Raw genomic sequence first — 23505 nt, forward strand, 5'->3', positions numbered from 1 at the left:
GATCCTGACCGCGGGCACCGCGGCCCTCGTCACCGCGCTCGGCCTGGTGAGCCCGCCCGTCGCGGCGGCGGAAACCGGTCAGTCCCCGGACGCGTTCTCGGCCAACACCGTCCGGCAGATCGAGGCGCTGCAGTCGATCAAGAAGAGCCAGAACGCCGGCGAGTCCAAAGTGGACAGCCGACTGCTCGTCGAACAGAAACTCCGCGCGCAGCGGATGTCAGCCTCCGCGGTTCCCGCACTGGGGTCTGGGGCGAATGTCTCCGCGGCCGGCACCGTACTCGTGGACATCCGGGGCCAGGTCTCGGAGGATCTCCTCAAGGGACTGCGTGAATCCGGTGCGGGAATCCGCGCGATCTCCGAGCGGTACGGCAGTGTCCGCGCCGAGGTGCCCCTGAACGCGGTCCCGGTGATCGCGGCGCGCGCCGACGTCAAGAAGGTCGAGACCGCCAACGAGGCGTTCACCGCCCGCCAGCTCGCCGAGCCCGCCACCGCGGGCAAGCGGGAAAGCAAGGAGGAGAAGGCCGCCCGGATCGCGGACGAGCTGAAGAAGGCCGTCGAGGCCAAGGGACAGCCCGGCATCGCCGCTGGGCCGACCAACAGCGAAGGCGACCGCGCGCACAACGCCGACACCGCGCGCCAGCAGTTCGGTGTCACCGGTGTGGACACCAAGATCTGCGCGCTGTCCGACGGCATCGACTCGCTCGCGACCTCGCAGGCGCGCGGCGAACTCCCGGCGGGCGTCGACGTGATCCCCGGCCAGGAAGGCGACGGCGACGAGGGCACCGCGATGCTCGAGATCATCCACGATCTCGCGCCGAACGCGGCACTCGGTTTCGCCAGCGCGTTCAACTCCGATGCCAGTTTCGCCGACAACATCCGCAAACTTCGGTTCGACGCGGGTTGCGACGTCATCGTCGACGATGTCCTGTACTTCAAGGAATCCCCGTTCCAGGACTGGATCATCGCCCAGGCCGTGAACGACGTGACCGCGGACGGCGCGCTGTACTTCTCCTCGGCCGGTAACGAGGGCAACGTCACCGACGGCACTTCGGGCCACTGGGAAGGCGACTTCGTCGACTCCGGCAAGAGCATCGGCAAATACGCCGGTACGGCGCACAACTTCGCCGGTGCCGCGGGCAACCAGATCTTCCAGCCGCTCTCGAACGCGTCGGGCCGGGTGCCGGTCACGTTGTTCTGGTCGGATCCGCTGGGCCGCTCGAACAACGACTACGACCTGTACCTGCTGAACGCGGCGGGCAACGTCGTCGACTTCAGCCAGGACGTCCAGACCGGCACGCAGGACGCCTACGAACGGGTGGACACCACGGGCGTCGCCGGGCTGCGGCTGGCCATCGTCAAGTTCTCCGGTGAGGGCCGCTACCTTTCGCTGTCCGCGCTGCGCGGCCGGTTCACCGATTCGGCCGACGGACTCAAGGCCTACACCAAGCCCGGTGTGACCGTGGGACACTCGGCCGCTCGGAACGCGTTCAGTGTCGCGGCGGCACCCGCCGCCAAGGCGTTCCCCCGAGCCCTCGAACCGGGCGACCCGGCCAACCCCGCCGGTCCGTTCCCGGCCGCGTTCGGCGCGACCTCGCAGGTCGAACGGTTCACTTCGGACGGTCCGCGGCGGATGTTCTACCAGGCCGACGGCACGCCGATCACCCCGGGCAACGTGTCCGGGACCGGTGGCGAGGTCCGGAACAAGCCGGACATCACCGCGGCCGACGGCGTCTCCACCAGCGTCACCGGCTTCACCACGTTCTACGGCACGTCGGCCGCCGCGCCGCACGCCGCCGCCATCGCGGGCCTGGTGCTCTCGGGCAACCCCGGACTGCCTCCGGCCGAGGTGCGCGAGGCGCTGATCAACACCGCCGTCGACATCCTGGCCCCCGGCCGCGACAACTCCAGCGGCGCGGGTGTCATCCTCGCCGACAAGGTGCTCGCCTACACCGGAGCCAGCCCGCAGCCGCTCGCGTCCGCGGGGCAGCCGACGGTCACCCCGGCCGACGGCGGTTCCGCGCTCGACCCGGGCGACACCGCCAAGGTGACCCTGCCGGTGACCAACCGCGGCGACGGCACCGCGACGTCCACCAGCGTCGTGCTCTCCAGCCCGACCCCCGGTGTCACGGTGGCACCGCGGTCGAAGTCGTACGGCACGATCAGCCCCGGGCAGACCGGCGTGAACGACTTCACCATCACCGTCCCCGCCACGCAGGAACTCGGGGTGCCGGTGGTGCTGAACGCGCGCGTCACCTTCGCGGGTTCGTACTCGCCGACGACGTCGACGTTCTCGCTGCCGGTGGGTACCCCGTCGCCGGTGACGCAGAACTTCGCCTACGCCGGTGACGCGGTGGCGATCCCGGACAGCGACCCGACCGGCGTGACCGTGCCGATCACGGTGAGCGGCGTCGGGCGCGCGTCGAAGCTGACCTTCTCGGTGGACGGAGCGACCTGCAACACCGACCAGACCTCGACGACCGTGGGCATCAACCACTCGTACGTCGGTGACCTGGTCGGCACGCTGACGTCGCCCGCGGGCGCGAAGGCGACCGTGTTCCAGCGCAGCGGCGGCTCGGGCAACAACCTGTGCCAGGTCGTCTTCGCCGACAACGCGGCCGCCGCGTTCAGCTCGGTGAGCGCGGCGAACGCGCCGTTCACCGGCACCTACAAGCCGGCGCAGGCACTCGGCGGCTTGACCGGTGCGGCCGCCGACGGCACGTGGAAGTTCACCGCGGTCGACGTCGCCGGTGGCGACACCGGTTCGATCCGCGCTATCTCCTTGCACATCAACGGTTTCGTGCAGCCCGGGGTGGCCGAGCGGCCCGCTGGTGTCGGGAAGTCGGTGGGCAAGGGGCCGGTGAAGCCGGTCTAGTCCTCCGGTCACGCGAGTCACGCCTTCGCGCCCCGTGCTTGAAGGCGTGACTCGCGTGCTTGAAGGCGTGACTCGCGTGTTTGGAGCCGTAACTCGCGTGATTGAAGGCGTGACTCGTGAGTTTCGCCTTCAATCACGCGAGTTCCGCTTTCCCGCACGCAAGTTACGCCTCTGCGCACGCGAGTGCGGGGTTGCCGATCCGGCCCGGCCCCGTACGTTGGACTCATGGCGAGGGAGCGGCAGGTGGCGGGCGGGGGCCGGGCGGTCGAGATCGCCCCGGATCGCCTCGAAGGCTGGTACGCCCGCTTCGCTGTCCGCAACGAAGGCGTCCGCTCGACGGAACTGAAGCCGGACACCGTCACGGTCGTCGCGGACAACGGTGTCGTCGCCGTCGCGAACGTCCCTTTCGGACCGCTGAAGGCGGAAGGAACGGTGCCGGGACTGGCCGTCGGCCCGCTCGTCGAGCACGCGCTGATCTCGCGCAGGATCGCGCTCCTGCTGGTGCGCCGCGGCGGGCACAGCGTCGGGATCGCGCGCGGGGGAGTGGTCGTCCAGTCCAGGACGGACCGTCATCTCGTCCAAGGCCGGTCCGCGGCGGGCGGGTGGTCGCAGCAGCGGTTCGCGCGGCGTCGGGAAGGGCAAGTCCGCACAGCGCTACGGGCTGCCGCGGAAGACGCCTTCGAGGTGCTCGTCCCTCAACTGTCCGAAGTGGACGCCGTCGTCCTCGGCGGCGACCGCCGCGCCTTGGAAACCCTGCGCGAGGACAGGCGGCTGGCACCGCTGTTCGAGCGGGCCGAGCCCCGCGTCCTCGACATCCCCGAACCGCGCCGGACGGTGCTCGAAGACGCGGCGGAACGTGCCGTCGCGGTCGAAATCACCCTCGCCGGGCCGTGACGTCCGGCACGGTCCGATAAAACCGTTCGACAGCGGCCCGTACACTGGTCGCGTGGACATCCTCTTGGAGTAGCTCCTCGCCGGCCCATCGGCCGGCGAGTCGAAGCTGTCCGCTCATCCACCCCTTGTACCGGGAGTTCCCGTGATCACGGCCTCTGGCCTGCAGCTGCGCGCTGGTTCGCGCATCCTGCTCGACGACACCAACGTCCGCATCCAGCAGGGCGACCGCATCGGCCTGGTCGGCCGCAACGGCGCCGGCAAGACCACCTCGCTCAAGGTGCTGGCGGGGGAGGGCGAGCCGTACGCGGGCGAGGTCCGCCGCAGCGGCGAGCTCGGCTACCTCCCGCAGGACCCGCGTGAGGGCGACCTGTCCGTCACCGCGAAGGATCGCGTGCTCTCCGCGCGCGGCCTCGACTCCTTGCTGCGCAACATGGAAAAGGCGCAGAACGCGATGTCGGAGCTGGTGGACGAGAAGGAACGCGACAAGGCGGTCAACCGCTACAGCCGCCTCGAAGAGCGCTTCGCCTCCCTCGGTGGGTACGCCGCCGAGAGCGAGGCCGCGCGGATCTGTTCCAACCTCGGCCTCGCCGACCGGGTGCTCGCGCAGACGCTGCAGACGCTCTCGGGTGGTCAGCGCCGACGGGTGGAGCTGGCCCGCATCCTGTTCGCCGCCGCCGAAGCGGGTGCCGGCGGCAAGTCCGAGACGATCCTGCTGCTCGACGAGCCCACCAACCACCTCGACGCCGACTCCATCAGCTGGCTGCGCGGCTTCCTGAAGCAGCACGACGGCGGTCTCGTGGTCATCAGCCACGACGTCGAACTGCTCGAAGACGTGGTCAACAAGGTGTGGTTCCTCGACGCGACCCGCGGCGAGCTCGACCTCTACAACATGGGCTGGCAGCGGTATCTCGACGCGCGCGCCACCGACGAGAAGCGCCGCCGCCGCGAGCGCGCGAACGCCGAGAAGAAGGCGTCCGCGCTCCAGCAGCAGGCCGCCAAACTGGGCGCCAAGGCGACGAAGGCCGTGGCCGCCAAGAACATGGCCCGCCGGGCCGAGCAGATGCTGTCCGCGCTCGACGAGACCCGCCAGGCCGACAAGGTCGCCCGGATCAAGTTCCCCGAGCCCGCCCCGTGCGGCCGGACCCCGCTCACCGCGGAGGGGCTCTCGAAGTCCTACGGTTCGCTCGAGATCTTCACCGGCGTCGACCTCGCCATCGACCGCGGTTCGAAGGTCGTCGTGCTCGGATTGAACGGTGCCGGAAAGACGACTCTGCTCCGGCTGCTCGGCGGAATGGAAACTCCGGATACCGGCGAGACCATTCCAGGTCACGGATTGCGTTTGGGCTATTACGCACAGGAACACGAAACGCTCGACCACGATGCGTCCGTGTGGGAAAATATCCGTCACCTCGCACCGGACACCGGCGCGCAGGAGTTGCGGAACCTTCTCGGTTCGTTCCTGTTCACCGGCGAGCAGCTCGATCAGCCCGCCGGCACGCTCTCCGGCGGTGAGAAGACGCGGCTCGCGCTCGCCGGTCTGGTGTCCAGCGCTGCCAACGTTTTGCTGCTCGACGAGCCGACGAACAACCTGGACCCGGCCAGCCGTGCCCAGGTCCTGGACGCCTTGCGGAGCTTCGCCGGAGCGGTCGTCCTGGTGACGCACGACCCGGGCGCGGTCGAGGCGCTGGAGCCGGAACGCGTGATCCTCCTGCCGGACGGAACCGAGGACCATTGGTCGGCGGATTATCTGGAACTTGTCCAGCTTGCGTGAGGCTTGCGTCCGTTCGGGTGCTTGATCGATGCCATCCGGCCACTGAAATGGCCCAATGTGATCGCGGTTTCAGCAGTTTTGCGCTCGTCGTCTGGCATTCCGGCGCTCAGTGTTCGATCATTGCGGCGACAGGGGCCGTTATGTGGCCCAGAACACTCTCGGCGGGAAGGCGATCGACGTGGCTGATCTCAAGAAAGGCGCGCGGATCACCGGCAACACGCGTGACAAGCTGGCCGCTGACCTGAAGAAGAAATACGAGAAGGGCTCGAGCATCCGCGCTCTCGCGGAGTCCACGGGTCGCTCGTACGGGTTCGTGCACCGGGTCCTCTCGGAGTCCGGCGTCCAGCTGCGCGGCCGTGGCGGTGCCACCAGGGTCAAGAAGAAGTAGTCACGAGGAAGTAGCGGACTGCTGCGCGGGGGGCGCAGTTCCCTTTCCAGGGACCGCTGTTTCACGGGTTTCCGCGGCCAGGAAGACCAGCCTGGCACCGAGCAGGACCAGCGGATACACCAGGTAGCCGTACCGCGTCGCCGGAGTGAGCATGATCAGCGCGACGAGCCCGACGGCCATGCGCAGCAACGCGTCCGAACCGGTCGTGGGCGGGCGTCGCAGCAGCCAGACCAGGATCGCGACGGCCGCGATCCCGAGCAGGGCGAAGGAAACCGCCGTGCCCACCGGGCCGAGCGAGGCGATGAGGTGGCCGGGCAGCGGGCTCGCCGCCGGTGACTTGATCACGCCGATTCCCATCGGGAACCGGAAGACGTGTTCGACGAACGCCTTGGGGCCGACCAGATAGACGGGTACGTGCAGGACGAGGGTCGTCACCACGAGTGCCGCGGCGAATCCGCCCAGTGCGCGGGGGCCACGTCGCGTGATCAACAGGACACCCAACACCACGATCGCCGGTGCGACGATGAGTTTCGCGCTGACCACCAAGGCCAGCACCAGACCCGACAGGACGGCACGGCCCGTCGCGGCCAGCGCGAAGGACAGCACCAGCAGCCCGACGATGGCCAGATCCGGACCGGCGACCGCCCAGGTCAGCGCGGTCAGCGGGCAGGCGAGCGCGAGTTGTGCCGCGCTGACCGGGATTTTCGGCCACTTCAGCAGCCGCAGCGTCAGCAGTACACACGCGACGGCCGCCAGCGCGAACATCCAGCGCGCGTCGGTGAGGGCGTTCGCGACCGGCCCGCCGCCCAGCAGGGCGCGCGGCAGGCCGAAGACCGTCATCACGGGACCGTATGGTGTGTAATCGTTTACTTCCACCGCGCGACCGAGCGCGGTGACGTCGACGTACGGGGTTCCGTTCTCCAGAAGGAGTTTCGCCGACCGTTCGATGACCCAGACCTCGGGCTGTGCGGCCCACGAATTCGGCGTGACGAGCCAGTCCACTCCGGTCAGACGGCGAATGACGAGCATTCCCAACGGAAGGATCATGGCGAACAGCCCGATGGCGCCGATACCGATCCACCGTGAGCCGAGCGCGCCGGGCAGCGCCTTGCCGCGCCGCGCGGCGATCGTCAGCCAGCCGGTGTGGACCACGGCGAGGCCGTAACCCGCGACGGCGAAGTTCGCCCACACGCGATAGCCGTAGAATTCCGCGACGGCCGTGTTCACGACGGCGAAGATCAGGCAGCCCGTGTAGAAGACCAGGTCGATGGTCAGTCGTCGCCGGTCGGGGTCCTTGGTCACCGGCCCAGGCTACCGACGTGGCCCGCTTCGCCGGAAAGAGGACGCGGAAACCGGGAAGCATCCGGTGTGCTCCGGTGTTGGTCATGCTTATATCCGGGAAAACTCTCGACTAATATCGAGGTTTTGGGGGCGAAGAGAGGGTTCTCATGGACAACACGTGGACGCTGATGAACTCGGCGATGAAGTCGGCCGACGTTCCGAAGGGGCTGCACAAGGGCACGCTCCGCCGCGTCGCACGGTTCGCCAGGCCGCACTGGCGGAGGTTGCTGATATTCCTGGTGCTCACCGTCGTGTCGGCGGTGCTGGCGGTGAGCACGCCGGTGCTGGCCGGCAAGGTGGTCGACGCGATCGTCGGGGGGCACGACGTCGCGCTGGTGGTGTGGCTCGCCGTGGTGATCGCGGCGCTGGCGCTGATCGACGCCGGGCTCGGGCTGGCCGAACGGGCGCAGTCGTCGAGGATCGGCGAGGGGATCATCCTCGATCTGCGGCTCGCGGTGTACCGCCACGTGCAGCGGATGCCGGTCGCGTTCTTCACGCGCACCCGCACCGGCGCGCTGGTGAGCAGGCTCAACAACGACGTCATCGGCGCGCAGCGCACGTTCACCGCGACACTGTCGGGTCTGGTCACCAACGTGATCCAGCTGGCGCTGTCGCTGGTGGTCATGGTGACGCTGTCCTGGCAGGTCACCCTGCTGGCGCTGGTGCTGCTGCCGGTGTTCATCCTGCCGACGCGGCGGCTCGGGCGGCGGATGGCCGGGCTGCAGCGGGAGGCGGGCGGACTCAACGCGTCGATGACCACGCAGATGACCGAGCGGTTCTCCGCGCCGGGCGCGACGCTGGTGAAGCTGTTCGGCGACCCGGAGCGCGAAGCGGGCGAGTTCGGCGCGCGGGCCGGGCGGGTGCGCGACATCGGCGTTCGGACGGCGATGCTGACGCGCTGGTTCCTGACCAGCCTGACCACGGTCTCCGCGCTCGCGCAGGCGCTGGTGTACGGGCTGGGTGGCTACCTGGCGCTGACCGGGGCACTCGCGCCGGGCACCGTCGTGGCGCTGGCGTTGCTGCTGACCAGGCTGTACTCGCCGCTGACCGCGCTGGCGAACGTCCGGGTGGACGTGATGACCGCGCTGGTGTCGTTCGAGCGGGTCTTCGAGGTGCTCGACCTCAAGCCGATGATCGAGGAGAAGCCGGACGCGCGGCGAGTTCCCGAAGGCCCGGTTTCGGTCGAGTTCTCCGACGTCAGGTTCGGCTATCCCGCGGCGGACCGGTACTCGCTGGCCTCGCTGGAGGACGTGTCCACTTTGGATCACCGGAGTGGTGAGGAGGTGTTGCACGGCATCAGCTTCCGCGCCGAACCCGGGCAGATGGTGGCACTGGTGGGCTCGTCGGGCGCGGGCAAGTCGACGATCGCCTCGCTGCTGCCGCGCCTGTACGACGTCGACGCCGGCTCGGTCCGGTTGTCCGATGTGGACGTTCGAGAGCTGAGTTTCGCCTCGCTGCGGGAAACCGTCGGCGTGGTGACGCAGGACGGGCACCTCTTCCACGACACCATCCGCGCGAACCTCGAATACGCGCGGCCCGGGGTCACCGACGACGAGATCTGGTCGGCGCTGGACCGAGCCCGGCTGGCCGAGCTGATCCGGGAGCTGCCGGACGGGCTGGAGACCGTGGTGGGGGAGCGGGGTTACCGGCTTTCCGGCGGTGAACGGCAACGGCTGACCATCGCCCGGCTCCTGCTGGCGCAGCCGAAGGTCGTCGTCCTCGACGAGGCGACCGCGCATCTGGACTCGCAGTCCGAAGCGGCCGTCGGTGAGGCGCTGACCGACGCGCTGGACGGGCGGACCGCGCTGGTCATCGCGCACCGGTTGTCGACGGTCCGGGCGGCGGACCAGATCCTGGTGATCGAGCACGGGGAGATCGTCGAGCGGGGGACGCACGAAGAGCTTCTCGCGCGCGAAGGTCGCTACGCGGCGCTGTACCTGACGCAGTTCTCGGAGGAGCCTGCGGCGGCGTGACCTTCTGATGTGTCATGAAAGGGCCGTTCAGGACGTTTTTCGTCCTGAACGGCCCTTTCATGACATCCGGAGCGGCTCAGGCGAGGGCGGGGGAGGCGAAGGTCGCCTTCACCAGCGCCATCTTCCGCGGATCGTCCCGCATGAGCGGCCCCATCCGGTTCATCGTGTAGCCGAACGCGATCCCGCTCTCAGGGTCCACGCCGCCGGACGAGCCGCCGAGCCCGTCGTGGCCGAACGCGCGCGGGTTCGGTCCGAAGCCGCGTTCCTCACTGCCGAGGTAGAACCCCAGCGCCCATTCGTTGCCCAGCCCGCCGACGACGTCGGTCTCCCGGCCCTGCCCTTCGCGGGCCGTCGCGAGCGCTCCGGCCGAGAGCAGCCGCCCGGAGGCGAGCGCGCCGTAGATGGTCGCGATGGCCCGGGCGGTGCCGTGCCCGTTCAGCGCGGGCAGGATCGCGCGCCGCCAGCCGGGATCGTTGGCGTCGCGGCCTTGGACGCGCGGGTTCGCCAGTGCGGCGAGGGCGACCGGGCCGGCGTTGGCGAACGCCCGGGTCAGGGCGGTCTTCATCTCCGCGCTGAGCACGGGCTCGACAAGGGTGGAGCAGCGTGCCAGATCGTCGTCGGAATCCAGGCCGATCCGGAAGTCCGCGTCCAGCGGACCGGCGATGTGCTCGGCGAAGTACGCGCGGACGTCCTGTCCGCTCGCCCGGCGGATCACCTCGCCGACGAGGAAACCGAACGACAGCGCGTGGTAGCCGCTGGCCGTGCCCGGTTCGAAGAGCGGCGGCTGAGCGGCGAGCAGTCCGGTGACGTGGTCCAGTCGTAGAGTTCCTCGACCTTCACCGGCCGGTCGAGGCCGATCCCGGTCACGCCGGAGCGGTGCGAGAGCAGCCATCGCACGGGGATGTCCTGTTTCCCCTCGGCCGCGAACTCCGGCCAGTACTTCGCGACGGGCGCGTCGATGTCGAGCGCGCCGGCGTCGGCGAGGTGGTGCGCGCATAGCGCGGTCATGCCCTTGGTGGTCGACCAGACGTTGCTGAGCGTCTCCGCCCGCCACGGGACCGTCCGGTCCGGATCGGCCCAGCCCGCCCAGAGATCGACCACCGTCTCGCCGTGCCGGGTCACCGAGAACGCGGCGCCGATCTCGCCGCGTGCGGCGAAGTTCTCCTCGAAGGCGGCCCGGACGGGTTCGAAGCCCGCCGCGCACTCACCGTGGATCTCGGTCATGGCACGGACCTCCCGTGGGGACACCGACCGGTCGGTATGTGACCGTAGAAGCGCCGCGGGGACGAGTCAAGAGGCCCGTCCCCGCGAAATCGCTACCGCAGAGCCGGGACCCGTGCGCCGTACTTGGCCAGCAGTGCGGCGTTGGCCTCGTCACCACCGTCCACGTTGGAGCTGCGCCACAGCGGGACGTCGACGCCCTGCGCCGCACCGAGGTCCACGACCTCGGCGAGCACGAGGTTCCAGAGGAACGCGTTGATCACAGTGGACAGTGGCGCGGTCCGCGGCGCCTCCGGCGGGTAGCTCGAATCGCCGGGACGGACATGGGAGTCGAGCACGATGCTCGCCTCTTCGATCAGCGTCGTGGCCGCGCGCTTGGGCGCCGCGGCCACCGACGCGGCCGAACTCACCGCGATGACCGACGCCCCGCGCTTGCGCGCCCCGGCGGCCAGTTCGACCGGGTACGGGTTGACGCCCGACGTCGAGAACACCACCAGCAGGTCGTCCGGCCCCGGCGCGCGCTCGGCGAGCACCTCCTCGGCGAGCCCGGAGCGGCGCTCGGTCTTGGTGCTGTGCTGCGCGCCGTGCAGCGGCAGCAGTTCGGGGTGGTAGACCGGGTAGACGCAGGCGAGCCCGCCCGCACGGTAGAAGGTCTCGGCGACCGCGGCCAGCGAATGGCCGGCTCCGGCGGTGAACACCAGGGCGTCGGCCCGGATGACCCCCAGGATCAGCTCGGCCGACTTCCGGATCTGCTCCGCGTTACCCCGTTCGGCCTCCGCGAGCCGTTCGGCGACGTCTGCACAACGTTCGGTGGTGCTCACCACATCCGCCCTTCCGTCTGGAGATCAGCGACGAATGTATCGCGTGGACCAATCGCCGAAGTGGAATACATGGGGTCATGATCGAGGTTGACCCGATCACTGCGGCCGGGGTTTCGGAGACTGGAGGGTCCAGGGTGAGCGAGGCTGATCCCGCGGTGCGGACTTGGCGAGCACGCGGCCAGGTGAAAGCCGTGGTGCTGGTACTGCACGGCGGCGCGGAGCACAGTCATGCCCGTGTGGCGCCGTGGCGGCTGGCGTACCAGCGGATGGTGCCGCTGGCGAAGGACGTGCACCGGGCGGGCCGGGGGCACGGGGTCGAGGTGCGGCTGCTGCGCAACCGGATCTACGGCTGGAACGACCACGGCACCGACGCGCTCGCCGACGCGCGCTGGGCTCTGGCGCGGATCCATGACGATCACCCTGGCGTGCCGGTGATCCTCGTCGGCCACTCGATGGGAGGACGGGTCGGCCTGCGCGTCGCCGACGATCCGGCCGTCATCGGTGTCTGCGCGCTGGCCCCGTGGACACCACCGGGTGAACCCATCGACGCCGTCGGCGGCCGCGCCGTGCTGATCGCGCACGGGACCAAGGACCGCATGACGGATCCGGTGGCATCACACGCTTTCGCCGAACGTGCCGAAAAGGTGACATCGCGGTCGGCACGGTTTGAGATCGGTGGTGAAGGGCACGCGATGCTACGAAGGTCTCGCGTCTGGAACCGTCTCGTACGGGCGTTCGCGCTCGAGCTGATCGAAGCCGGGGGCACTGACGAAACGCTGAGCGGAGCCTGGGATCGGCCGAGCTCCGAGCGGCTGCGGATCCCGGTCTGACCGGGCGGGAGGGAGTACCCATGTCCACGTCGAGCGTCGACCGGACGGCAGGTCCGTCCGGCCTTCCCCGTCCCGGCGAAACCCGGTGGCCCGGCTTGGCCACCCCGCCGCATTCCCCGTTCCGGGCGCGGATCGCCGAGCAGTTGTTCCGGCACGCGGTGCGCCCGCTGAACGTCCGCGTGCGCATGCCCGACGGCTCGCACCTGGGCGCGGGCGGTCCCGACGCGCCCGAAATGCGGCTCGACCGTCCCGCCGCCTTCTTCCACCGCCTCGGCGTGGACGCGAAGATCGGCTTCGGTGAGGCGTACATGGTCGGCGACTGGACGAGCGACGCGCTCGCCGAGGTCCTGACCCCGTTCGCGGAGCGGATGGCGACGCTCATCCCGCCTCTGCTGCAGCGGTTCCGCCGGTTCGTCGACCGCGCGCATCCGGACGGGGAGGAGAACACCGTCGAGGGCGCGCGGGCGAACATCCATCGTCACTACGACCTGTCCAACGACCTGTTCGGCGCGTTCCTGGACCCGTCGATGATGTACTCGTCGGCGTTGTTCGGCCCGGACGACGACCTCACCGCCGCCCAGCACCGCAAGATCGACAGCGTCCTCGACTACGCCGGCGTCCGCGAAGGCAGCACGGTGCTCGAGATCGGTACCGGCTGGGGCGAACTCGCGATCCGGGCCGCCGCGCGCGGGGCGACGGTCACGTCACTGACCATCTCGCAGGAGCAGGCGAAGCTGGCGACCGAGCGCATCGCGGCGGCGGGTTTCGCCGACCGCGTCGACGTCCGGCTATGCGATTACCGCGACTCCTCCGGCGAGTACGACGCAGTCGTGAGTGTCGAGATGATCGAAGCGGTCGGAGAGGCGTACTGGCCGACGTTCTTCGAGACCATCGGCAAGCGGCTGAAGCCGGGCGGAAGGCTGGGGCTCCAGGCCATCACGATGGACCACGAGCGCATGCTCGCCGCGGCCCGTTCGTACACCTGGGTGCACAAGTACATCTTCCCCGGCGGGCTCATCCCGTCGACCACCTCCGTCGAACAGGGCCTGCTGGAGCACGCGCGATTGAGGTTGGAGGGGGTGCGTGAGTTCGGCCAGGACTACGCCCGCACGTTGCGGCTGTGGCGGGAGAGGTTCACCCAGCGGTGGGACGAGATCACCGAACTGGGCTTCGACGACGTCTTCAAGCGGATGTGGGAGTTCTATCTGGCGTACTCCGAAGCGGGGTTCCGTTCGGGGTATCTCAAGGTCCACCAGTTCGGATTCGCCGAAACCGGACGGTGAGGACCACCCAACCGATGCGGGGTGCCGGACGTCCTTCACCTAGGGTCTGCGGTTGACTGGGCCCCACACGCGAGATCGGGACGGGTGATTCGGCATGACGTATGGAGGCGACGACCGAGGGCGACGGCTGCCGCCACAACGGCCGCCGTCCGGCCGCCCCCGGCGGCACCAGCCCGCGCAGATGATGCCGCTGCCGGGGCGGGGGAGCAGCCCGTACGACGAGCGGACGACCCCCATGGGGCACGGAGGCCAGGAGCGCCCGCCCGGTCCGCCTCCGCGCCGTCCGGGCCCGCCGCAGCCCCCTCCGGGACGCCCGATGGACGACGCGCGCCCGCCGCGGCGGCGTAAGCGCTGGGGCTTCGGCAAGGTGCTGCTCACGCTGCTGACCGTGTTCGTGGTGTTCCTCGCCGGGGTGTGGGTGTACCTGGAGTTCTCCATCAATCGCGTCGACGCGCTGGCCGACTACTCCGGCCGCCCCGTCGCGGCCGAGGGCACCAACTGGCTGATCGTGGGCTCCGACAGCCGGGACGGGCTGACCCCCGAGGAGCAGGAGAAGCTGGTCACCGGTGACTCCAAGGCCGCCGGCGGCGGCAAGCGGACCGACACCATCATGATCGCGCACATCCCGTCCAACAGCGTCAAACCCACGCTGCTGAGCCTCCCGCGCGACTCGCAGGTGAGCATTCCGGGGCACGGCAAGAACAAGATCAACGCGGCGTTCTCGATCGGGGGCCCGACGCTGCTCGCGCAGACCGTCGAGGGCGCCACCGGCCTGCGCATCGACCACTACGCCGAGATCGGCTTCGGCGGCTTCGCGAAGATCGTCGACGCGATCGGCGGGGTGCACATGTGCGTCGAGAAGCCGATGGAGGACACCCTCACCAAGATCAAGATCCCGGCGGGCTGCCAGGACCTCCAGGGTCCGCAGGCGCTCGGGTTCGTCCGTATGCGGCACAGCGAGGCGACCCCGCGTTCGGACCTCGACCGCGTCGCCAACCAGCGGAAGTTCATCGGCGCGATGGTCAGCGAGATCGGCAGCCCCGGCACGCTGCTGAACCCGTTCACGCTGTTCCCGTTGCTGTCGACCGCGCCGGACGCGCTGACCATGGATTCGGGCGACCACGTGCACAACCTGGTCGGGCTGGCGCTGGCGATGCGCGGGATCTCGTCGGGCGGCGTCGTCACCACGACGGTGCCGGTGACCAACGGCTCGGCGGAGAACTGGGACAAGACGAAGTCGAAGCTGCTGTTCGACGCGTTGAAGAACGACACGGAGATCCCGGACAGCGCGATCCTGACCTGATCTTCAGGCGCTATGAAAGGTCCTTTCCTTGCAAAATTTGCAAGGAAAGGACCTTTCATAGCGTTCGGGGGCCTTCGTGTGCCTCGGGCGTCCGCTGCCGCCGGCCGGATGTCATGAAAGGGCCGTTCAGGACGAAAGATGTCCTGAACGGCCCTTTCATGACATCCGCGAAACCTGTTCGGCGCCGAAAACCGGAGGCGCCCGGAGCCGAGGCCCGTCACCATGGGCGGATGGAAGCGCCCGCCGAAACCCTCGCCGACGAAGTCGTCACCCTGCGCCGCTGGAAGCCGGAGCAGCTCGAAACCCTCGCCGCCGTCGCGGGCGACTCCGCCGAACACCTCGGCGCCTGGATGATCTGGGCCACCTACGGTTACGGCCGTCGCGAAGCCGCCGACTTCCTGGAGCGGAGCGCGAAGAACTGGGCCGATGGCAAGACCTACGACTTCGCGATCCTCACCGGGGAGGAGCTCGTCGGCGGCGCGGGCATGATCACGCATCCGGACCGCATCGAGATCGGCTACTGGCTCGGCCGCCACCACACCGGCCGCGGCTACGTGACCAGGGCCGCGAAGCTCTTGGCCGACGAGGCCTTCCGGCTCGGCGCGCCGGAGGTCGAGATCCGGCACGACGAGAAGAACCTCGCGAGCGCCGCCGTGCCCGCGCGGCTGGGGTTCACGATGGTCGGCGAGGAGCCCGCCGAACCGCCGCTCGCCCCCGCCTGTGCGGGGGTCAACCGGTTCTGGCGGCTCAAGCGTCCTTGATCTTGCGCTCACGCAAGGCCGCGAGCGCCTTGTCGGCGTGCACGGTGAACTTCAGCTCGCTCTTGATCACTTCGAGCACCTTGCGGTCGGTGTCGATGACGAAGGTATGCCGTTTGGCGTGCAGCGGGCTGAATTTGCGCCAGACGCCGAACTGTTTCGCCACCACACCGTCCACATCGGACAGCAGTGGATAGTCGAAACCGTGCTTGGCGGAGAACTCCTGCTGTTTGGCGACGGCGTCCGGGCTGATGCCGACGCGGTGCGCGCCCACTTCGGCGAATTCCGCGGCCAGGTCGCGGAAATGGCAGCTCTCCGCGGTGCAGCCGCTGGTCATCGCGGCGGGGTAGAAGAACAGCACCACCGGACCGGACGAGAGGAAGTCCGACAGCGTGCGCTCTTCGCCCTTGTCGTCGGGCAGCGTGAAGTCCGGGGCGAGGTCACCTTGGTCCATGGAGCGATCCTGTCACGTCAGTGGGCGTGCCGTTCGATCAGCTCGTCGACCTCGTCGCCGGTCGCGGAATCCGCCACGAACGAACCACGCGCCGCCAGGACGCCGTACCGCCGCAGTCGTTCGGCCTGTTCGTGACTCTGGACGCCTTCCGCGCCGATGCGCAGTTTCAGCTCCTTGGCCCTGGCGACCAGCTGGCACAGGTGGCGGACGTCGGCCTCGTTCTCGCCGTGGGCGAGCGCGTCGACGACCGGGCCGGACAGGATCACGTGGCGGACGGGCAGCCTGTGCCGCGGGATCAGCTCCAGATCGTCCGAACCGGAGATGGTCAGCACCAGCTGCGCGCCAAGATCCGCCAGTACGGCGAAGGAATCGAGCACCTCGCCGCTCGAGTCGAGCACGGACTCGCGGTCCGTGCACAGCCGCAGCGCCTGGGCGGGCAGGTTGTGCCGGTCGAGCTGTTCCTTGACCAGCAGGACCAGATCGGGCTCGATGGCCAGCCGGTTCGGCAGCCGCACGCAGACGTCGGGGGCGGCCTCGCCGAATCTGTTCCGCCACCGCGCGGTGGCGGCGAGCGATTCGGCCAGCAGCCACCGGCCGAGCGGGATGGTCATCCCGGTGATCTGCGCCAGCGGGTAGAACTCGTCGGAGTCCAGCTCACCCTTCTCCGGATGGCTCCACCGCAGCCCGGCGTTGACGGCGGCCAGCTGGTCGGGATTCGCGAGCTTCACCGTCGGCTGGTAGATCAGCGAGAACTCGCCGTTCTCCAGCGCTCCCGCGATCACCGCGCCGAGCTGGTAGCGGCCCCGGTCACGCGCGTCGAGTTCCGGATCGAACAGCATCCACTGCGCCTTGCCCGCCTCCTTCGCGCGGTGCAGGGCGATCTCCGCGGCACGAAGCAGGTCTTCGGGCCCGCCGTCGGCGGCGGGGCGGACGACGATGCCCGCGCTCGCGCTGACCCCGATCCCGTGCCCGCCGAGGTAGATCGGCTCGACCAGCTCCTCCAAGGCCTGCTCGACCAGCGAGATCACTTCGGGCGGGGTGAAGTCGCCGCGCAGCAGGACGGCGAACCCGTCGCCGGACAGCCGGGCGACCGAACCGTCGTACCGGCCGGCGAAGACGGACGTGAGTTTGTTCGCGACCCCGCGCAGCACTTGATCGCCCACGCCGGCCCCGAGGCCGTCGTTGATCACCTTGAAGCCGTCGACGTCGAGATAGACGAGCGCGACCTGCTCGGTGCCGGACCCGGCCAGCGCGGCTTCGAGGGCGTTGCCGAACGCGGTGGCGTTGGGCAGGCCGGTCAGCGGGTCGTGCACGTTCTGATGCCGCAGTTGTTCCTGCAGCAGGTGGATTTCGTTGGCGTCGGAGACCATCAGCACCGGATAGGTCGAACCGGGCCGGTCGCCGGGCAGATCGGTCAGGGTCACGTCGGCCCAGAGCGCGCCTTCCTCGCTGTGGTCCAGCAGCAGGCGTTCCTCCTGCGTCGGCTGGCCGTGCGTCATGAGCTGGGCGAGGGCGTTCCGCAGGCGGGCGACGTCGTGGTCGGCGGAGCCGAGATCGGGGATCTCCCGGCCGCGCAGCGAGCCCGGCCGGCAGCCGAGGAGGCGGCCGAGCGCGGCGTTCGCCTCCACGATCGCGCCGTTGGCGTCGGCGAGGGCGATCCCGATGGGAGAGGCGGAATAGAGCTTGGAGAAGCGCAGCACGGCGGGCTGATGGTCGGGCTCGGCCAGGACGGCGTCCTTGGCGACACCGAGCAGCAGCTGTTCGAGTTGCTCCTTGGGAAGCGATACTCCTTTAGTGTCAGCGAGCGTCTCGGCCCATCTCCGGGCCACGTCCACCAACCCTGGCGCTGAACCAGGTTCGGGCACACTTCACCTCTTCATGCGCGGTTGATGGCCAGCTCAGACCGGGTGTCCGAGCCCATGGACCCACACTAGGTATGAGCCGACCGGGTGTAGTGCCACGGCATCATGCGCGATCCGGGGTGTCTACCGGCTGAAAGGGTGATCGCTACTACACGAGTGGTGACCGGAAGTTACCAAGAGTGCTCGATCGTGGCGTGGTCTCACCGCGGCGTCAGGCGGATCGGCAGGCCGTCCGCCGGCACGGGCAGCGACACGTAATCCCAGCGTGCGGTGTAGTCCTCCGGGACCGACCATCGATACGCGCGCAGCATCTCGTGCAGCAGCGCCTTCACCTCGAACGTCCCGAAATGCAGGCCGATGCACTTGTGCGCCCCGCCGCCGAACGGCATCCACGCGTAGCGATGCGACTTGTCCTCGCGGCGGTCCTCGCCGAAACGGTCCGGGTCGAACCGCATCGGATCCGTCCAGTGCTCCGGCGAGAAGTGGTTGTAGGTGGGGGAAATCCCGACGAGTGTCCCTTCGGGAATGAAATGCCCGAGGACCTCGGTGTCCTTCACCGTCTTCCTGGTCAGCGAGGGGACCGGGGCCACCAGGCGCAGGGCTTCCTTGATCACCAGGTCCAGTGTCGTCAGGGTCTCCAGCGCCTCGATGTCCGGCACGTCGTCGCCGAGCGCGAGTGATTCCCGGCGCGCCCGTTCCTGCCATTCGGGGTTCTTGGCGAGGTGGTAGACGGCGGCGGCGCTGGTGATGGTCGACGTGTCGTGCGCGGCCATCATCAGGAAGATCATGTGGTTGACGACGTCCGCGTCGGTGAAGCGGTCGCCGTCTTCGGTGGTGGCGTGGCACAACGCGGTGAAGAGGTCGTCGCCGTCGCTCGCCCGTTTCGCGGGCAGGTTCGCCGAAAAGTAGCGTTCGAGGACCTTGCGGCCGTGCAGGCCCGCCGCCCAGCGGCCGCCGGGAACGGGGAACCGCACGATGGCCGTGCCCGCGCGCACGGAGTTCACGAACGCGCGGTTGATCGCGGCCGCGTCGTCGCCGGACTTCATACCCATGAACACGCGTGTCGCGACGTCGAGCGTGAGTTGCTTGAGTGACCAGTAGATCCGCGGGTTCGGCCGGTCCGCCCACGCGCCGATGCCGTCGCGCAGGGCCGGTCCCATCTGGTCGACGTAACCGGTGAGCCGTTGGCGGGTGAACGCCGCCTGCATGATGCGGCGGTGCAGATGGTGCTCGCCGAAGTCGAGCAGCATCAGGCCGCGGTCGAAGAACTGCTCGATGAAGAACTTCCAGCCCTCCTGGGAGAAGGCCTTGTCCTTGTTCACCAACGCGATCTGGGTGGCCTCCGGACCGGTGAGCGCGACGATGCGGCGCCCGAACGCGCCCATCCACGACACCGGCCCGTAGGTCTCGTAGCGTTTGAGGCCGAACTCGATGCCGAAGCGCATGAAGTCCAGCGCGTGCCCGATGACCGGCGGACCCTCGTCGCCGAGGACGGGTTTGAGACCCGGCGGGGCGGGCGCGAGTTCACGGACCGGCCAGGTCGCGCCGAGCCAGCGCTGGTCGACCGAACGCGGCAGGGGGATCGAGGTGAGCGGCGGAACGCGCTCGCGCAGCGCCCCGGTGACCTTTTCGACGGTGTTCGCCATGGTGACCATCTCCCCGCTGAGACCGGTTACCGCTCCACCATCGCACCCTTATTGACGCGTTGACAATACCTCGGCGGAAGTTCCGTGAAGGCCTCCTTCACTACCTTGAGGGTAGGGAAGGAGGCCTTCACGGGCCGGTCAGGCCAGCTCGGAGCGCACCGTGTGGGCCGCGGCGACGAGGTTCCGCAGGGCCGGTTCGACCTCGGCGTAGCCGCGGGTCTTCAGGCCACAGTCCGGGTTGACCCAGATCCGCTCGGCGGGCACGGCGCCGACGGCGGTCCGCAGCAGGCCGGCGACCTCGTCGACGCCGGGGACACGCGGCGAGTGGATGTCGTACACGCCCGGCCCGACACCGCGGCCGAAGCCCGCCGCGCCGAGGTCGGTGACGACCTCCATCTTCGAGCGCGCGGCCTCGATGCTGGTGACGTCGGCGTCGAGCGCGTCGATCGCCTTGACCACGTCACCGAACTCCGAGTAGCACATGTGCGTGTGGACCTGCGTGGCGTCGTCGATCCCGGAAGTCGCCAGCCGGAACGACGAAACCGCCCACGCGAAGTACGCCTCGTGCGCCGTCGCGCGCAGCGGGAGCAGTTCCCGCAGCGCCGGTTCATCCACCTGGATGACGCGGATGCCCGCCTCCTGCAGGTCGTGCACCTCGTCGCGGATGGCCAGTGCCACCTGACGGGCGGTCTCGCCCAGCGGCTGATCGTCGCGGACGAACGACCACGCCAGGATCGTCACCGGCCCGGTCAGCATGCCCTTGACGGGTTTGCCGGTCAGGCCTTGCGCGTAGCGCGCCCATTCGACGGTCATCGGTTCCGGACGCGAGACGTCGCCGTACAGGATCGGCGGCCGGACGCACCGCGAACCGTAGGACTGCACCCACCCGAAGTCGGTGGTCGCGAAACCGGCCAGCCGCTCGGCGAAGTACTGCACCATGTCGTTGCGCTCGGGCTCGCCGTGCACCAGCACGTCGAGGCCGAGGTCCTCCTGCAGCCGGACGACGCGCTCGATCTCGGCCTTCATCGCGGCTTCGTAGCCCGCGTCGTCCAGCGAACCCGCCTTGTGCGCCGCCCGTGCCTTACGGACTTCGGTGGTCTGCGGGAACGAGCCGATCGTCGTGCTCGGCAACGGCGGCAGGTTCAGCGCGGCCTGCTGGGCCGCCGCGCGCCGGGTATAGGGGGAACGGACGGTGTCCTCCGGCCGCAACGCCTCCAGCCGGGCGCGGACCCCGCTGTCGGCCAGGTCGGCCGCCGTCGCGCGATCCGTGGCGGCGGCACGCGCGGCGGAGAGGTCGACACCTTCTTCCTGCAACGCGCGCCCGAGCAGGACGACCTCGTCGACCTTCTGCCTGGCGAAGGCGAGCCAACTCTTCAGCCGCGGGTGAAGTCCGTCCTCCCGCTCGACGTCGTAGGGCACGTGCAGCAGCGAGCAGGACGTCGACACGCTGACCGACTTCGCGGTGCCCAGCACCATCGCCGCCCGGCTGAGCGCGCGGGTCGGATCCGTGCGCCAGACGTTGCGCCCGTCCACCACGCCGGCCAGCACTTCCTTGTCCCGCAGGGCGGGTTCGGCGGCGACGGCGTCCACAAAGGACTCATCGGTGACGAGGTCGACGGCGATGGCGTCGATCGGAGAGCGGGCGAGCACGCCGAGGCCGCGTCCGAGCCCGCCGAAGTACCCGGCGACCAGGATCTTCGGCCGCGCGGTCTCCTTCGCGAGCCGGTGGTAGGCGCGGATGAGCGCGTTGAGCTCCCGCTCGCTGCGATCCGCGGCGAAGGCGGGCTCGTCGAACTGGACCCACTCGACGCCTTCGTCGTGCAGACGACGCAGTAGTTCGACGTAGCCGTCGAGAAGGTTGTCGAGCAGCTCCAGCGGACGGAAGCCCTCCGGAGCCGTCTCGGCGGGCTTCGCGAGCAGCAGGAACGTCACCGGACCCACCAGGACCGGCCGGGTCTCGACGCCGATCGCGCGGGCTTCGCGGTACTCGTCGAGCGGCTTGGTTCCGGTGAGCGAGAACGTCATGTCCGGGCCGAGTTCGGGGACGATGTAGTGGTAGTTCGTGTCGAACCATTTCGTCATCTCCATCGCCGGCGCGTCCTGCACCCCGCGTGCGGCGGCGAAGTAGGTGTCGAGCGGCGAGAGGCCGAGCGTGGTGAAGCGCTCCGGCAGCGCTCCGAACAGCTCGGCGGTGTCGAGCACCTGGTCGTAGTGGGAGAACGTGTTGGAGGGGACGGAATCCAGCCCCGCGTCCTTGAGCTCCCGCCAGGTGCGGGTGCGCAGCGCGCGGCCGGTGCCGAGCAGTTCGGCCTCGTCGATCTTGCCCGCCCAGAAGCGTTCGAGTGAACGCTTGAGTTCCCGGTCCGGTCCGATCCGGGGGTAGCCCAGCACTGTCGTGCCGATTTCGGTCACAGCTCTCTCCTCGCGAGCTTGTCGGGCGAGCCCGGAGCGCGCAGGAGTGACCGCCGTTCGGTCGTGCCCATCCCACGAGGCCCGGACTCACGCACGCCGTCGGCGCGCGTACCACGGGCAGGTCTTCGGACTCGTGGGCGACTCGCTCGCTCCTACCGGCCGTCGCTTCCCGGGACGCCGTGTCCCAGTGCTTTACCGTGTCTCGCACGGTGACGGCTTTCGTTCCCACATACCGCTGCGGGGCAGTCCCGGATTCGCACCGGGTTCCCTGTTACCTCGCCCGGCCTGGGGCCGGGCGAACCAGTAGCACTCCGGAGCGTACCGAGGGGCGCCAGTGGCCCGCTGGACATGTGACGAACCGGACGCCACGCGTGATCGGATGGACGACTCGCGTGATTGAACGGCGAACTCGCGTGATCGAAGGCGTAACTCGCGTGTCTGGAGACGGAACACGCCGGGCGGAGGCCGCCCGGCGTGTCGTCCGTCTGGTCACGCGAGTTCGCCGTTCAATCACGCGAGTTACGTGTCTGATCACGCGAGTTCGCGATTCGAACACGCGAGTTACGAGGTCGGGGTCAGTCCCAGTCGAGGGCTCCGCCCGACTGGTACTCGATGACGCGGGTCTCGAAGAAGTTCTTCTCCTTCTTGAGGTCCATCGCCTCCGACATCCACGGGAACGGGTTCTCGGTCTCGCCGAAGATCGGCGCGAGGCCGATCTGCTGGGCCCGCCGGTCGGTGATGAAGTGCATGTACTGCTCGATCAGCTCGGCCGAGAGCCCGAGCATGCCGCGCGGCATGGTGTCGCGGGCGTAGGCGACCTCGAGCTCGCACGCCTCGGTGAGCATCGTCCGGATCTCCGCCTGGAACTCCTCGGTCCACAGGTGCGGGTTCTCGATCTTGATCTGGTTGATGCAGTCGATGCCGAAGTTCAGGTGGATCGACTCGTCGCGCAGGATGTACTGGTACTGCTCGGCGATGCCGATCATCTTGTTCCGGCGGCCGAGCGAGAGGATCTGCGCGAAACCGGTGTAGAACCACATGCCCTCGAAGATCACGTAGAACGCGACGAGGTCACGCAGGAAGTTCTGGTCGGCTTCCGGGGTGCCGGTCTCGAAGTCCGGGTTCTCCAGGTTCTGCGTGTACTTCAGTGCCCACGCGTCCTTGTCCGAGATGGACGGGACCTCGCGGTACATGTTGAACAGCTCGCCCTCGACCAGGCCGAGGCTCTCGCAGATGTACTGGAAGGTGTGCGTGTGCACGGCCTCCTCGAACGCCTGGCGCAGCAGGTACTGGCGGCATTCGGGGTTGGTGATCTGCCGGTACACCGCGAGCACGATGTTGTTGGCCACCAGCGATTCCGCGGTGGCGAAGAAGCCGAGGTTGCGCTTGAGCATGGTGCGCTCGTCCTCGGTGAGGCCGTCGGGCGACTTCCACAGCGCGATGTCGGCCTGCATGGCGACCTCGGTCGGCATCCAGTGGTTGTTGCAGCCGGCGAGGTACTTCTCCCACGCCCAGGTGTACTTCATCGGCAGCAGCTGGTTGACGTCGGCGCGGGCGTTGATCATCCGCTTGTCGTCGACGTTGATGCGGGCGGCGCCGACTTCGATCTCACCGAGGCCCGTGGCGTCGGTGGAGGCGTCAAAGGTGGTCATGGAGGCTCACTTCACGAGTCGGGG

At 69.0% G+C, this 23505-nt stretch carries 18 protein-coding genes and 1 riboswitch; of the genes, 9 read left to right on the forward strand and 9 right to left on the reverse strand.

Going from position 1 to position 23505, the window contains the following annotated elements; genetic code table 11:
* The first annotated feature begins 1 nt into the window (after position 1).
* The 4 genes from AORI_RS55160 to AORI_RS55175 all read left to right on the forward strand — a co-directional run bounded on the left by AORI_RS55160 (position 2) and on the right by AORI_RS55175 (position 5925).
* Complete coding sequence (locus AORI_RS55160) at positions 2-2872, forward strand: S8 family serine peptidase (protein WP_043848736.1); 2871 nt, start codon at positions 2-4, stop codon at positions 2870-2872.
* A 225-nt stretch (positions 2873-3097) separates the two neighbouring features.
* Positions 3098-3766, forward strand: a complete 669-nt coding sequence (locus AORI_RS55165) for an acVLRF1 family peptidyl-tRNA hydrolase (protein ID WP_016333191.1) — start codon at positions 3098-3100, stop codon at positions 3764-3766.
* A gap of 142 nt (positions 3767-3908) precedes the next feature.
* Entirely contained in the window at positions 3909-5537 is a 1629-nt protein-coding gene (locus AORI_RS55170; RefSeq protein ID WP_016333192.1) for an ABC-F family ATP-binding cassette domain-containing protein, read from the forward strand.
* Positions 5538-5715: 178 nt separating this feature from the next.
* Positions 5716-5925 (forward strand): helix-turn-helix domain-containing protein, encoded by a 210-nt coding sequence (locus AORI_RS55175; RefSeq protein ID WP_003071237.1) that lies wholly within the window; start codon positions 5716-5718, stop codon positions 5923-5925.
* On the opposite strand, the gene AORI_RS55180 is transcribed toward AORI_RS55175, so the two are convergent.
* Positions 5926-7227: a glycosyltransferase family 87 protein gene (locus AORI_RS55180; protein ID WP_016333193.1), complete on the reverse strand. Its 1302-nt coding sequence runs from the start codon at positions 7225-7227 to the stop codon at positions 5926-5928.
* 146 nt (positions 7228-7373) lie between these two features.
* Between AORI_RS55180 and AORI_RS55185 the strand changes: the two genes are divergently transcribed.
* On the forward strand, positions 7374-9239 hold the full coding sequence (locus AORI_RS55185; protein ID WP_016333194.1) for an ABC transporter ATP-binding protein: 1866 nt from the start codon (positions 7374-7376) through the stop codon (positions 9237-9239).
* 76 nt (positions 9240-9315) lie between these two features.
* On the opposite strand, the gene AORI_RS84565 is transcribed toward AORI_RS55185, so the two are convergent.
* The 3 genes from AORI_RS84565 to AORI_RS55195 all read right to left on the reverse strand — a co-directional run bounded on the left by AORI_RS84565 (position 9316) and on the right by AORI_RS55195 (position 11284).
* The gene (locus tag AORI_RS84565; protein ID WP_267283983.1) at positions 9316-10056 is read right to left on the reverse strand and encodes a serine hydrolase domain-containing protein; all 741 of its coding nucleotides are present in this window, start codon (positions 10054-10056) and stop codon (positions 9316-9318) included.
* Complete coding sequence (locus tag AORI_RS84570; protein WP_267283974.1) at positions 9951-10463, reverse strand: serine hydrolase domain-containing protein; 513 nt, start codon at positions 10461-10463, stop codon at positions 9951-9953. Before AORI_RS84570 ends, AORI_RS84565 begins: the two co-directional genes overlap by 106 nt.
* A gap of 92 nt (positions 10464-10555) precedes the next feature.
* On the reverse strand, positions 10556-11284 hold the full coding sequence (locus AORI_RS55195; RefSeq protein ID WP_016333195.1) for an SIS domain-containing protein: 729 nt from the start codon (positions 11282-11284) through the stop codon (positions 10556-10558).
* A gap of 131 nt (positions 11285-11415) precedes the next feature.
* Between AORI_RS55195 and AORI_RS55200 the strand changes: the two genes are divergently transcribed.
* The 4 genes from AORI_RS55200 to AORI_RS55215 all read left to right on the forward strand — a co-directional run bounded on the left by AORI_RS55200 (position 11416) and on the right by AORI_RS55215 (position 15458).
* Positions 11416-12111, forward strand: coding sequence for an alpha/beta hydrolase (locus AORI_RS55200; RefSeq protein WP_016333196.1), 696 nt, complete (start codon positions 11416-11418; stop codon positions 12109-12111).
* Positions 12112-12131: 20 nt separating this feature from the next.
* Complete coding sequence (locus tag AORI_RS55205; protein WP_016333197.1) at positions 12132-13394, forward strand: SAM-dependent methyltransferase; 1263 nt, start codon at positions 12132-12134, stop codon at positions 13392-13394.
* 94 nt (positions 13395-13488) lie between these two features.
* The gene (locus tag AORI_RS55210) at positions 13489-14697 is read left to right on the forward strand and encodes an LCP family protein (RefSeq protein WP_043848029.1); all 1209 of its coding nucleotides are present in this window, start codon (positions 13489-13491) and stop codon (positions 14695-14697) included.
* Between the two features lie 230 nt (positions 14698-14927).
* Positions 14928-15458 carry a GNAT family N-acetyltransferase gene (locus AORI_RS55215; RefSeq protein WP_016333199.1) on the forward strand — a complete coding sequence of 177 codons (531 nt, stop codon included), beginning with the start codon at positions 14928-14930 and terminating at the stop codon, positions 15456-15458.
* Here AORI_RS55215 and AORI_RS55220 read toward each other — a convergent pair.
* The 5 genes from AORI_RS55220 to AORI_RS55240 form a co-directional block, all read right to left on the reverse strand.
* Positions 15445-15909, reverse strand: a complete 465-nt coding sequence (locus AORI_RS55220; protein WP_016333200.1) for a peroxiredoxin — start codon at positions 15907-15909, stop codon at positions 15445-15447. The two genes, AORI_RS55215 and AORI_RS55220, sit on opposite strands and share 14 nt — an antisense overlap.
* 17 nt (positions 15910-15926) lie before the next feature.
* The gene (locus AORI_RS55225; protein WP_016333201.1) at positions 15927-17738 is read right to left on the reverse strand and encodes a putative bifunctional diguanylate cyclase/phosphodiesterase; all 1812 of its coding nucleotides are present in this window, start codon (positions 17736-17738) and stop codon (positions 15927-15929) included.
* Between the two features lie 233 nt (positions 17739-17971).
* Positions 17972-19417 (reverse strand): cytochrome P450, encoded by a 1446-nt coding sequence (locus tag AORI_RS55230; RefSeq protein ID WP_016333202.1) that lies wholly within the window; start codon positions 19415-19417, stop codon positions 17972-17974.
* Between the two features lie 138 nt (positions 19418-19555).
* A complete protein-coding gene (gene metE / locus AORI_RS55235; protein ID WP_016333203.1) occupies positions 19556-21829 on the reverse strand; it encodes a 5-methyltetrahydropteroyltriglutamate--homocysteine S-methyltransferase in 2274 nt (757 codons plus the stop codon).
* A 99-nt stretch (positions 21830-21928) separates the two neighbouring features.
* Positions 21929-22149, reverse strand: a riboswitch (cobalamin riboswitch).
* A 255-nt stretch (positions 22150-22404) separates the two neighbouring features.
* The gene (locus AORI_RS55240) at positions 22405-23481 is read right to left on the reverse strand and encodes a ribonucleotide-diphosphate reductase subunit beta (RefSeq protein ID WP_016333204.1); all 1077 of its coding nucleotides are present in this window, start codon (positions 23479-23481) and stop codon (positions 22405-22407) included.
* Positions 23482-23505: the final 24 nt, after the last annotated feature.

Source organism: Amycolatopsis keratiniphila (genome assembly GCF_000400635.2).
Taxonomy (GTDB): domain Bacteria; phylum Actinomycetota; class Actinomycetes; order Mycobacteriales; family Pseudonocardiaceae; genus Amycolatopsis; species Amycolatopsis keratiniphila.

Excerpts from the sequence above, each read along its gene's own strand:
- AORI_RS55165 (WP_016333191.1), top strand. The coding sequence starts at position 3,098 with ATGGCGAGGGAGCGGCAGGTGGCGGGCGGGGGCCGGGCGGTCGAGATC.
- AORI_RS55185 (WP_016333194.1), top strand. The coding sequence starts at position 7,374 with ATGGACAACACGTGGACGCTGATGAACTCGGCGATGAAGTCGGCCGAC.
- AORI_RS84570 (WP_267283974.1), bottom strand. The coding sequence starts at position 10,463 with ATGACCGAGATCCACGGTGAGTGCGCGGCGGGCTTCGAACCCGTCCGG.
- AORI_RS55205 (WP_016333197.1), top strand. The coding sequence starts at position 12,132 with ATGTCCACGTCGAGCGTCGACCGGACGGCAGGTCCGTCCGGCCTTCCC.
- AORI_RS55210 (WP_043848029.1), top strand. The coding sequence starts at position 13,489 with ATGACGTATGGAGGCGACGACCGAGGGCGACGGCTGCCGCCACAACGG.
- AORI_RS55215 (WP_016333199.1), top strand. The coding sequence starts at position 14,928 with ATGGAAGCGCCCGCCGAAACCCTCGCCGACGAAGTCGTCACCCTGCGC.
- AORI_RS55220 (WP_016333200.1), bottom strand. The coding sequence starts at position 15,909 with ATGGACCAAGGTGACCTCGCCCCGGACTTCACGCTGCCCGACGACAAG.
- AORI_RS55230 (WP_016333202.1), bottom strand. The coding sequence starts at position 19,417 with ATGGCGAACACCGTCGAAAAGGTCACCGGGGCGCTGCGCGAGCGCGTT.
- AORI_RS55240 (WP_016333204.1), bottom strand. The coding sequence starts at position 23,481 with ATGACCACCTTTGACGCCTCCACCGACGCCACGGGCCTCGGTGAGATC.